At 67.5% G+C, this 12,136-nt stretch carries 8 protein-coding genes; 7 read left to right on the plus strand and 1 reads right to left on the minus strand.

The window, feature by feature from the left end; all coding sequences use genetic code 11:
- Positions 1-62 precede the first annotated feature (62 nt).
- Positions 63-980 (plus strand): LysR family transcriptional regulator, encoded by a 918-nt coding sequence (locus AC3FJ6_RS20010; RefSeq protein ID WP_488773435.1) that lies wholly within the window; start codon positions 63-65, stop codon positions 978-980.
- 36 nt (positions 981-1,016) lie between these two features.
- On the opposite strand, the gene AC3FJ6_RS20015 is transcribed toward AC3FJ6_RS20010, so the two are convergent.
- Positions 1,017-4,145, minus strand: a complete 3,129-nt coding sequence (locus tag AC3FJ6_RS20015; RefSeq protein WP_488773436.1) for an efflux RND transporter permease subunit — start codon at positions 4,143-4,145, stop codon at positions 1,017-1,019.
- A gap of 408 nt (positions 4,146-4,553) precedes the next feature.
- On the opposite strand from AC3FJ6_RS20015, the gene AC3FJ6_RS20020 reads away from it, so the two are divergent.
- The 6 genes from AC3FJ6_RS20020 to AC3FJ6_RS20045 all read left to right on the plus strand — a co-directional run bounded on the left by AC3FJ6_RS20020 (position 4,554) and on the right by AC3FJ6_RS20045 (position 12,081).
- Complete coding sequence (locus tag AC3FJ6_RS20020; protein WP_488773437.1) at positions 4,554-5,858, plus strand: dicarboxylate/amino acid:cation symporter; 1,305 nt, start codon at positions 4,554-4,556, stop codon at positions 5,856-5,858.
- Positions 5,859-5,862: 4 nt separating this feature from the next.
- Complete coding sequence (locus tag AC3FJ6_RS20025; RefSeq protein ID WP_488773438.1) at positions 5,863-6,777, plus strand: amino acid ABC transporter substrate-binding protein; 915 nt, start codon at positions 5,863-5,865, stop codon at positions 6,775-6,777.
- Between the two features lie 327 nt (positions 6,778-7,104).
- Entirely contained in the window at positions 7,105-9,417 is a 2,313-nt protein-coding gene (locus tag AC3FJ6_RS20030) for an FdhF/YdeP family oxidoreductase (RefSeq protein WP_400396113.1), read from the plus strand.
- Between the two features lie 22 nt (positions 9,418-9,439).
- Positions 9,440-10,270, plus strand: coding sequence for a formate dehydrogenase accessory sulfurtransferase FdhD (gene fdhD, locus AC3FJ6_RS20035; protein WP_488773439.1), 831 nt, complete (start codon positions 9,440-9,442; stop codon positions 10,268-10,270).
- Positions 10,271-10,321: 51 nt separating this feature from the next.
- Entirely contained in the window at positions 10,322-11,758 is a 1,437-nt protein-coding gene (locus AC3FJ6_RS20040) for an aminotransferase-like domain-containing protein (protein ID WP_488773440.1), read from the plus strand.
- Positions 11,755-12,081, plus strand: coding sequence for an ArsR family transcriptional regulator (locus AC3FJ6_RS20045; protein ID WP_488773441.1), 327 nt, complete (start codon positions 11,755-11,757; stop codon positions 12,079-12,081). The genes AC3FJ6_RS20040 and AC3FJ6_RS20045 overlap by 4 nt, the downstream gene beginning before the upstream one ends.
- Positions 12,082-12,136 lie beyond the last annotated feature (55 nt).

Raw genomic sequence — 12,136 nt, forward strand, 5'->3', positions numbered from 1 at the left:
TGAAGGCAACGCAGAGGCGCTTCGCGCACTGAAAGTGGCGTTCGGATAACAAAAGGCAAGCGATGCGCGAAATCAATCAGCAGCGGCTGCGATATTTCCGGGAAGTGCTGGCGCACGGCACGATCCGGGGCGCGGCCGAGAGCCTCAATACGTCGCCGTCGGTCATCACGCGCCAGATCCGGCTGCTGGAAGAGGAACTGGGCACCACGCTATTCGAGCGGCAGGCGCGCGGCGTGCGGCCCACCGAGGCGGCCGCGCACCTGCTGGAGTTCTGGCGCGGCTACCGCTCGCACCAGGAAAAGCTCGAAGACCAGCTGCATGCGCTGATGGGGCTGCAGCAGGGCATGGTGCAGATCGTGCTGAGCGAGGGCTATGTCGATGCACTGGTCAACGAGGTGGTGGCGCCGTTCTGCGCGCAGTACCCGATGGTCGATATCCGCATGGAGATCCTGCCCGTGGACGACGTGCTCAACGAGGTGGCCGAAAGCCGCGCCCATATCGGCCTGGCCTACAACCCGCCGCTGCACCCGCGCATCGAATACCGGGCCAGCTCGGCGCAGCCCATCGTGCTGCTGACGCGTCACGACCACCCGCTGGCGCTGCGGGGCGGGCCGGCCACCATCCACGACGTGATGGACTATCCGCTGGCGCTGATGCCCGAGTCCTACGGCATCGGGCACGCGGCCAGGATGCTGGAATTCGCCGAGAACATCCGCATCCGGCCCACGCTGGTCACCAATTCGCTGTCGGCGCTCAAGCAGTTCGTGGCCTGCGACGATTTCGTGACGCTGATCGGCCAGTTCGCCGCCTACCGCGAGGTGGCCGCCGGCAGCCTGGCCACCGTGCCGATCGACCATCCGCTGTTCCGGGGCACGCAGGCCCGGCTGCTGGTCAAAGCCGGCCGCCCGCTGCCGGCGGCGGCGCTGGAGGTGCTGGCCTTTATCCAGCAGCGCATGGGCATCTTCGCCGAAGGGGGCTGAGCGGGGCCGCGGAAACGCTGGCCAGCCCGCACGGCGTCAGGCGCCGGTGGTGTCGGCCGTCGGGGCGGTTGTCGCCTTCCTGGCCGCCGACCATCGCGCAATCCACGCATACAGCAGCGGAATCACCAGCGTGCCCAGCAGCGTGGCGCCCAGCATGCCGCCCAGCACGCCGGTGCCCACCGCGCGCTGCGCGCCGGCGCCGGGCCCCGTGCTGATGGCCAGCGGCACCACGCCCAGGATGAACGCCAGCGACGTCATGACCACGGGCCGCAGCCGCTGACGGGCCGCCTGGGTCGCGGCCTGCACGCGCTCCATGCCGCCGCGCCGCAACTGCTCGGCGTACTCCACCACCAGGATCGCGTTCTTGGCCGCCAGTCCCATGATGACGACCACGCCCACCTTGAAGTAGACGTCGTTGGGCAGCCCGCGCAGCCAGACGGCGGCGGCCGCGCCCATCAGGCCCGTGGGCACGATGGCCAGCACGGCCAGCGGCAGCGTCCAGCTTTCATAGAGCGCCACCAGGCACAGGAAGATGAACAGCAGCGACAGCGCGAACAGCCACGGCGCCTGCGTGCCGCTTTGCTGCTGCTCGAACGCGCGGCCGTTCCAGCGTACCTCGTAGTCGGCGCCCAGTTCCCGGACCATGGTTTCGAGTCTGGCCATCGCCGCGCCAGTGCTGACGCCGGGTGCCGTATCGGCGTTGATCCGCACCGATGTCAGGCCGTTGTAGCGTTCCAGCGTCGATTCGCTGTTGCCCCATTCCAGCGTGGCGAATGCGCCCAGCGACACCATCTGGCCGCTGGCGTTGCGTACGTGCACGCGCGCCAGGTGGGCCGCCTGCATGCGGAACGGCGCATCGGCCTGCAGGATCACCCGGCGCACGCGGCCTTCGCGGGCCAGTTCGTCGATATAGCGCGAGCCGATCGTGGCCGACAACGCGTGATGGATCGCCTCGGCGTCCACGCCGAAGCTCTCGGCCTTGCGATAGTCGATGGCCAGGTCCAGCGCCGGCGTGGGCTGGCCGGCGGTGGCGCGGACCTCCGCAAACAGGGGATCGGCCTTGGCGCGCGCGATCAGCTTGTCGCGGGCGGCGTAAAGGTCCTGCCGGCCACCTTCGCGGCGCGTCACCAGGCGCATGTCGAGGCCGCTGGTGCTGCCCAGTTCGGGCAGGGCGGTGCCGTTGTACGGATAGAGCTGGGCTTCGCCCCGGCCGGGCCACGCTTCCAGGCCCTTGCTCAGGCGCGCCAGCACCACGTCGGCCGCATTGGCGCGGCCACGCTGCTGCCAGTCGTCGAGCGACAGGAACACGCTCGCGCGCTGTTCACCGGAACCGCCATTGTTCCAGCCCAGCAGCGAGAACGTGGTCTTGATCGGGAATTTCTCCTGCGTCATCCACTGTTCCAGCCGGGCGATGGTCTCGCGCGTCTGGGCCTGGGTGCTGCCCGGCGGCAGTTCCACGTCGATCACCAGCTCGCCGGTGTCTTCCTCGGGCAGGAAGCCGCCCGGCAGCTGCCAGAGCACCAGCGCGCAGGCCGCCGTCATGGCCAGGTAGACCGCCAGCCAGCGCAGGCGCCGTTGCTGCAGCCGGTGGACCCAGCCGGCATAGCGCGTGGTAAAGGCGGCGAAGCGGGCCTCGAACCAGGCCAGCGGGCCGCGCGCGGGGGCGGCGCCGTGGCGCAGCAGCGTGGCGCACATGGCGGGCGCCAGCGTCAGCGCAAAGAACAGCGAGAACGCGATCGAGATGGCCAGCGTCATGGCGAAATGGCGGTAGATCACGCCCACGGCGCAGTCCATGAACGTCATCGGCACGAACACGGCGCACAGCACCAGCGTGACGGCCAGCAGCGCGCCCGAGACCTCGCGCATCGAGCTCGACGCGGCCGTGAAGGCATCCACGCCGTCCTCGCGCATGATGCGCTCGACGTTTTCCACGACCACGATGGCGTCATCCACCAGGATGCCGATGGCCAGCACCACGCCAAACAGCGTGATCACATTCAAGGACAGCCCGAACGCCTGCAGGCAGGCCACCGTGCCCAGCAGCGACACCGGCACCACGACGCACGGGATCAGCGTGGCGCGCAGGTTGCCCAGGAACAGCCACAGGATCAGGAACACCAGCACCGTGGCCTCGCCCAGCGTCACCAGCACGCGGGTGATCGAGTTCTGCACGAAGTGGGCGGTGTCATAGGAGATGTCGTACGCCACGCCGGCCGGAAAACCCCGCGCGGCCTCGTCCAGCGCCGCGCGCACGGTGCGCGAAGTGGCCAGCACGTTGGCGCCATCGGCCAGTTTGAGGCCCATCGATGCGGCTTCGCGGCCATTGAGCGACGAGGTGTAGCGGAAGTCGGCGGCGGCCATTTCCACGCGCGCCACGTCGCGTAGCAGCACCGCCGAACCGTCCCTGGCTGGCCGCAGCACGATCCGTTCGAACGATTCCGCGTTGGCCAGCGGCGCGGGGGGACGCACGATGGCCTGGAACGGTTGCCCGGGCGCGGCGGGCGCGCCGCCAAGCTGGCCGGGCGTGACGCTGCCGTTACGGGCGCGGATGGCAGTCTCGACATCGGCGGTGGTCAGGCCGTAGGCGTGCAGCTGGTCGGGGTTGAACCAGACACGCAGCGCGTATTCGGCGCTGTACGGCTCCACCTTGCCGATGCCGGGCAGGCGACGCAGCATGGGCAGCACCGTGCCGGCCGCATAGTCGGCCAGCGCGGTCTCCGACATCGTGCCGGTCTTCGAGATCAGCGACACGTACATGAACGGGCTGGCGCTGGCCTGGTCGACGTAGACGCCGCTGCGGCGCACCACCTCGGGCAGCAGCGGCTCGGCCTGCGCCACGCGGTTGCGCACGTTGACCTGCGCCAGTTGCGGATCGGTGCCCTGTTTGAACCCGATGGTGACCGTGGCCGTGCCGGCCTCGCTGTTCGAGTCGATGTAGAGCAGCCCCGGAATGCCGTGCATCTGCTGCTCCAGCACGGCGGTCACGCGGTCTTCCACGGTGCGCGCGGTGGCACCCGGGTAGTCGGCGTACAGGATCACCATGGGCGGGGCCACCGCCGGGTATTGCGCCACCGGGATGCGGTTCAGCGCGACCAGGCCCGCGACCATGGTCAGGATGGCCAGCACCCACGCAAACGCGGGCCGGCGGAGGAAGAAATGCGCCATAGATGACGAACGACTGCTAACACCGTGCATCGCGCCCGGCCATGCGGCGGCGCGCCGAGACTCGGCGGGGGTTGGGTGGGTATCGCAATATCTGCCGCCGCTGGGCGGATGGGGGCCGGGCGGTCGGTGGGCCGGTGAGGCCCGGGGGCACGGTCAGCGCGGCCCGATGGCTCGGTCGGGCGGCGCAGCGCGCGCTTTTGGGTATGACGCTCCGGCCGCATCGGGCCGGTGGCGAGTGTGGCGAATTATAAACATCGCCCTGTGTTGGTGCAATCAAAGGAAATGCGATGCGCAGGCAGGCGGCGGCATGGGCTGTTTCAGGATTTGCCCATGGCACACCCGCGACCTATCGTTACAGGTGCAGACCTCGGCGCAGGACTTCCATACGGCCGCCCCCAAGGAGACGTCATGAGCAAGAAGTCGAATATCACGACCTGGATCCTGATCGCGATGATCCTGGGCGCAGTGGTTGGCTATGCCTGCAACACGGCGTTTCCCGATCCGAAGGTGGCCAAGGATATCGCCGGGTATATCTCGATCATCACCGACGTCTTCCTGCGGCTGATCAAGATGATCATCGCGCCACTGGTCTTTTCCACGCTGGTGATCGGTATCGCGCACATGGGCGATGCCAGCACGGTAGGGCGCGTCGGGGTCAAGGCGCTGGGGTGGTTCATTACCGCGTCGCTGGTATCGCTGACGCTGGGCCTGATCATGGCCACGCTGCTGCATCCGGGCGTGAACATCGGCCTGCCGCTGCCCGACGTGGGTGCCGCCACCAACCTGAAAACCAACGCGTTCACGCTCAAGGATTTCGTGGCCCACCTGGTGCCCAAATCGGTGGCCGAGGCCATGGCCAACAACGAGATCCTGCAGATCGTGGTGTTTTCAATCTTCTTCGGCACGGCGATTGCCACGCTGGGCGAGCGCGGCGCGCGCATGGCCGCCGTGATCGAGGATCTGGCGCAGATCATGCTGAAGATCACCGGCGCGGTGATGTGGCTGGCCCCGGTCGCGGTGTTCGCGGCGATTGCATCGACGGTCACCACGCAGGGGCTGGGCATCCTGATCACGTTTGCCAAGTTCATGGGCAGCTTCTACCTGGCGCTGTTCGTGCTCTGGGGGCTGCTGACGCTGGCCGGCTTCGTGTTCCTGGGCAAGCGCGTGTTCGAACTGGTGCGGCTAATCCGCGAGCCGTTCCTGCTGTCATTCTCGACGGCCAGTTCCGAAGCCGCCTATCCGAAGCTGCTCGACTCGCTCGACCGCTTCGGCGTGAATCGCAAAATCTCCAGTTTTGTACTGCCGCTGGGCTACTCGTTCAATCTGGACGGCTCGATGATGTACTGCACGTTCGCGGTGCTGTTCATCGCCCAGGCCTATGACATCCACCTGCCGATGGGCACGCAGATCACCATGCTGCTGTTGCTGATGCTGACCTCGAAGGGCATGGCGGGCGTGCCGCGCGCGTCGCTGGTGGTGATCGCGGCGACGCTGAACCAGTTTGGCATCCCCGAGGCCGGGCTGCTGCTGATCATGGGCGTGGACCAGTTCCTGGACATGGGCCGCTCGGCCACCAACGCCGTGGGCAATTCGATTGCGGCGGCCGTGGTGGCCAAGTGGGAGGGGCAACTGACCACCGGGCCGGTGCCCGAGACCGAGAAGGACATTCCGGGCGAGGAACCCCGCGTCAAGCCCGGCACGGCGGAGGCCTGACACCATGCGCGCCCCTGTCTGGAAGGTGGCGGCAAGGCGCCTGGCCGCGCTGGTGCTGCTGGGCTGCGGCGCGCTGGCCGCCCACGCGCAGGATGCCGTAGCGCTGTCCGGCACGCTGAAGAAGGCCAGGGACACGGGCGTGCTGACCATCGGCTACCGGGAATCGTCGCTGCCGTTCTCGTATCTGAACCAGGCCAGGCGGCCGATCGGCTATTCGATCGATATCTGCCAGGCCATTGTCGAGGCCGCCGCGGCCGAGATCAGCCGCAACCTGACCGTGCAATGGGTGCCGGTGACGTCCGAAAATCGCTTCGACGCCATCACGTCGGGCAAGGCCGACCTGGAGTGCGGATCGACCACGCGCAATGCCGAACGCATGCGCACGGTGGCGTTCTCGCCGGTCATCTTCGTGGCCGGCACCAAGCTGATGGTGCCGCGCAATTCCCCGGTGAAGACGTTCCGCGACCTCAAGGGGAAGACCGTGGTGGCCACGGCCGGCACCACCAACGCCAGCGCCATCGAGGATCTGTCCACGCGCTTCAACCTGGGCATCAAGCTGATCCGCGCTCGCGACCACGCCGATGCCTTCGAGGTCATGCGCCACGGCGGCGCCGATGCCTACGCCGGCGACGACGTGCTGCTGTACGGCTTCCTGGCCCACTACAACGCCGGCAAGCAGTTCATCGTGACCAGCGAATTCCTGTCCTACGACCCCTACGGCATCATGCTGCGCCGGGGCGACCCGCAGTTCGCCGCCGTGGTCGACAAGGCCGTGCGCGACCTGATTACGTCGGGCGAGCTGGGCCGCCTCTACAAGCAGTGGTTCCTGAACCGGCTACCCACCGGCGAGCGCCTGGGCATCCCGATGAGCGCCCAGCTGGAGGACATCATCGACGCCACGCCGCAGCAGCCGGAGTAGGGGATGAGCGTGGCATAAGCAGCAGTAATCGCCATAACGCTTCCTATAACAAGCATATCGAGCGGGTGTAATCGATAACGCACACGTCTTTGGCGGCTCAAAATGATGAGGAATCGGCGTGAATGCCCCCCTCTCATGCCAAATCGATAAGCACAGTTTCGGGTTTGTGCACTGCGATGGCGCAAACTGTACTCTTCCGGCTGTGCCTGTTCTGTACGTCCCCCGCGTCACATTCCGGGCCTAGTCTGCAAGCATCGCAGCGAGCGCCCGGACATCACACGGAAAACCGGGCCGGGCACTCGGGCCATTGTTCTGGAAGTCGCCCCCATGAGTACTCCCACGCCCGAAAAGGGGCATATCGCCCCCTATACGCACCCGGCCGCCGGCTGGGGTGCGCTCAAGCAGGTCGCCATCAATCTGGTCAAGGAAAAGGTGGCCGGCGGCAAATACCGGACGCTGTTCAAGCAGAACCAGCCGGATGGTTTCGACTGCCCGGGCTGCGCCTGGCCCGACCGCCAGCACGCGTCCACGTTCGAGTTTTGCGAGAACGGCGTCAAGGCCGTGGCCGCCGAGGCCACCAGCAAGCGTGTGACCAACGCGTTTTTCGCGCAGTACACGGTCACCGAACTGATGCAGCAGTCGGACTACGAACTGGAACAGCACGGCCGCCTGACCCATCCCGTGCGCTACGACGCCGCCACCGACAAGTACGTGCCGGTGGCCTGGGATGACGCGTTCCGCCTGATTGCCGATCACCTGCGCCGCCTGGACACCCCCGACGCCGCCACGTTCTACACCTCGGGCCGCGCCAGCAACGAAGCCGCGTTCCTGTTCCAGCTGTTCGTGCGCATGTACGGCACCAACAACTTCCCGGACTGCTCGAACATGTGCCACGAGGCCACCAGCCGGGGCCTGCCGGTGACGGTGGGCGTGGGCAAGGCCACCGTGCTGCTCGACGACTTCCAGCTGGCCGACACGATCATGGTGTGGGGCCAGAACCCGGCCACCAACCATCCGCGCATGCTCAACGAACTGCGCGATGCGTCCAGGCGCGGCGCGAAGATCGTGTCGATCAACCCGCTCAAGGAGCGTGGCCTGGAGCGTTTTGTCAGCCCGCAGCATGTGACGGAGATGCTCGGCGGCAGCGGCACGCAGATCGCGTCGATGTTCGTGCGGCCCAGGCTGGCCGGCGACTTCGCGCTGCTCAAGGGCATCGGCAAGCGCGTGATCGAGCTTGACGACGCGGCCGTGGCCACGGGCGGCAAGCGCGTGGTCGATATCGCCTTCGTCAACGAACATACGGCCGGCTACGAGGCATTCGCCGCCGACCTGCGCGCCGAAAGCTGGGCCGACATCGTGGCCGAATCGGGCGTGACGCGCGAGGATATCGACGCGCTGGCCGACGTCTACGTGAACAGCGAGCGCACCATCATGTGCTGGGGCATGGGCCTGACGCAGCACAAGGAAAGCGTGCGCACGATCCAGTTGCTGTCCAACGTGATGATGCTGCGCGGCAATATCGGCCGGCCCGGGGCGGGCCTGATGCCGGTGCGCGGCCATTCGAACGTGCAGGGCGACCGCACGATGGGCATCGAGGAACAGCCCGACGATGCCTTCCTGGACCGCCTGGGCGCCACGTTCGGCTTCGAGCCGCCGCGCCACCATGGCCAGGATGTGGTGGCCGCCATCAACGCGATGCTCGAAGGCAAGGTCAAGGTGTTCGTGGGCCTGGGCGGCAATTTCTCGATCGCCACCCCGGATACCCCGCGTACCTGGCAGGCGCTGCGCCAGTGCGACCTGACCGTCAATATCGCCACCAAGCTGAACCGCAGCCACCTGGTGATCGGGCGCGATGCGCTGCTGCTGCCGACGCTGGGCCGCACCGAGGTGGACGAGCAGGGCGGCGTGCCGCAGGGCGTGACCGTGGAAGACTCGGTCTGCATGGTGCATATCTCGTATGGCATGAACAAGCCGGCGTCGCCGCACCTGCTGTCGGAAACCATGATCGTGGCGAAGATGGCCGACGCCACGCTGGGGTCGAACAAGGTGGACTGGCTGTGGTTCGCGCAGGATTACGCACGCATCCGCGACGCCATCGAAAAGGTGATTCCGGGCTTCGAGCGCTACAACGAGCGCGTGGCGCAGCCGGGCGGCTTCCACCTGACGCCGGCCTCGCGCAACCGCGTGTGGCGCACGGCCTCGGGCAAGGCCGAATTCCTGGTGCACGCCATCGACCGCGACACGCCGATCAAGCGTGCCCGGGCCAGGTACGGCGACGACCTGCTGGTCATGATGACCACGCGCTCCCACGACCAGTACAACACCACGATCTATGGCCTGGACGACCGTTATCGCGGCGTGTTCGGCCTGCGCCGCGTGGTGTTCATCAACCGGGCCGACCGCGAGCGGCTGGGGTTTGCAGAGGGCGAACGCGTCAATATCACCAGTGTCTGGGAAGACGACGTGACGCGCCATGTGCAAGACTTCCTGCTCGTCGACTACGACATTCCGGCCGGCTGCCTGGGCGCCTACTATCCGGAGACCAATCCGCTGGTGCCGCTGGAAAGCATCGGCGACCGGTCGGGTACGCCCACGTCGAAGTCGATTCCGGTGCTGCTGCAGCGCGCCGGCCAGGGCTGAAGACCACCGCAGGGGGAAGTACATGGCCGAACGCGGCTATATCGCGCGCGAGATCCGCCGCCACCAGGGCGACGCCGTCGCGCTGGAGATCGACAACGTGGCCGAGGAAGTACCGGTCGCGCTGGTCTACAACGACATCTCGCACGCGGTGATGATGGCCACGCCGCTGGACCTGGAGGCGTTCGCGGTCGGCTTCTCGCTGACCGAGGGCATCGTCGACAGCGTCCGCGAGATCTACGACGTCGAGGTGCAGCCCGGCTGCGATGGCATCGAGGTCCGCCTGCGGATCAGCCAGCGTGCCTTCATGGCCATGAAGGCACGGCGCCGCACGCTGGCCGGCCGTACCGGCTGCGGCGTCTGCGGCATCGAGAGCCTGGCCTTGCTCGACCTGGTGCCCGAGCCGCTGGCGGCAGTGCGCACCATCGCGCCGACGGCGGCCATGATCCGGCACGCGGCCGATGCGCTGCGTGCCCGCCAGCAGTTGATGGCGGCCACCGGCGGCGTCCACGCCGCGGCGTGGTGCGCGCCCGACGGCCAGTTGCGTGCCGTGTTCGAGGACGTGGGGCGCCACAACGCGCTGGACAAGCTGATCGGCCATCTGGCCCGGGCGCACGAAACCTTCGGCGACGGGTTCGTGTTCCTGTCCAGCCGGGCCAGCTACGAACTGGTGCGCAAGGCCGCCCGCATGCAGATTCCGATGCTGGCGACGATCTCGGCGCCGACCTCGCTGGCCATCCGCATCGCGGAACAGGCCGGCGTGCGGCTGCTGAGCTTTTGCCGCCAGGATGGCTTCGTCGAATACACTTCGCCTGAATCCGTATTAGCATCCGATTCGCTGGTGGCCGCAGGCTGACGCCTGGGTTGTCCGGCGCCCCCCGGACCCTCCAGTAAAGGCGAAGACCCGTTGGCAACCGCAACCCTGTACGAAAAGCTCGCGGCCGATATCGAGGCCCTGGTGCAGCAGGGCGTGCTGCTGCCCGGCGAAAAGATCCCGTCAGTGCGCCAGGCGGCCCAGCACCACCGGCTGAGCATCACCACGGTCATCCGCGCCTATCTGCTGCTGGAATCGCGCGGCATCCTGGAAAGCCGGCCCCAGTCGGGCTACTTTGTGCGCGCCCGGCCCGGCGAGCCGGCCATCGACCTGCAGCCCTCGCGGCCGGCCGCGCGGCCGTCGGCTGTCGATGTCAGCGCGCTGGTGCTGTCCACGCTGCGCTCGATCCGCGCCGACGACGCCGTGCCGCTGGGCTCGCCATACCCCGACCCGAAGCTGTATCCGTGGCAGCGCATCATCCAGTACGCCAACGCCATCGGCAAACGCTATGACACCTGGAGCGTGCTCGATGACCTGCCGCCGGGGTCGCCCGAGCTGATCCGGCAGATCACGCGCCGCTACCTGGAAAACGGCTACACGGTCGATCCGAACGAGGTTGTCGTGACGATTGGCGCGACCGAGGCCATCAACCTGTGCCTGCAGGCCGTGGCCAGGCCGGGCGACACGATTGCCGTGGAGTCGCCCACCTACTACGCGATGCTGCACGCCATCGAACGGCTGGGCATGCGCGCCGTGGAGGTGGCCACCGATCCCGTGGAAGGCATCGACGTCCAGGCGCTGGCCCGGCTGATCGACGAGCGGCCCGTGGCCGCCTGCATGGTCATGCCGAACTTCCAGAATCCGCTGGGCTTCCAGATGTCCGACGCGCGCAAGCAGGCGCTGGTGGCCCTGCTGACCGAGCGCGACATCCCCGTCATCGAGAACGACGTCTATGGCGAGCTGTACTACGGCGACGCCCATCCAACTTCGCTGAAATCCTATGACACGGCCGGCATCGTGCTGCACTGCTCGTCGTTCTCGAAGACGCTGACCAACGCCTACCGCATTGGCTGGGCACTGCCCGGGCGCTACAGGGAGAAGGTGGAGCGGCTCAAGTTCCTGAACACGCTGACCACCTCGACGATTCCGCAACTGGCCATCGCCGAGTTCCTGCGCCGCGATGGCTACGACTATCACCTGCGCCGCGTGCGCAAGGCCTACGCCCAGCAGGCCAACATCATGGCGGCCGCCGTGCGGCGCTTTTTCCCGGCAGGCACGCGCGTGTCGCGCCCGGCCGGCGGCTATGTGCTGTGGGTGGAACTGCCCGAAGAGGTGGACGCCATGGCGCTGTACCACGCCGCGCTGGAGCGGCGCATCACGGTGGCGCCGGGGCATATCTTCTCGCCCGTGCCCACCTACACGAACTGCATCCGCCTGAACTACAGCGGCGCGTGGTCCGAAGCCATGGAATCCGCCGTGATCACGCTGGGCAAGCTCGTGGCGACATTACAAGAAAGGGAGACGACATGACCAACGACGCAGCAGACGACATGCCGGAAGGCGAGGACGATGCCCTGGACCCCGTGGTGGGGGCGATCCTCAAGACGCTGTGGGACCACGGCCAGCGCGGCGCGGACAAGGATCTGTCCCTGGCCCGGCTGAGCAAGCGCGCCAGCGTGCAGATGAGCGTACTGCGGCGCGTGCTGACCCAGCTGGGCGCCGCCGAACTGGTCGACACGGTCATCGAGGAAGACGGGCGCGGCACGGCACGGCTGACCGAGGAAGGCCAGGCGGTGTGCGCGCAGCTGTTTGGCGAGCCGGATGGGGACGGCGCGGCACCGGTGCTGCATTGAAGCCGGCGATGTCTCCCCCCTCCCGTTGGAGGGAGAAAGGGGCGCCGATCTCCCC

The organism is Cupriavidus sp. 94F1 (genome assembly GCF_057798875.1).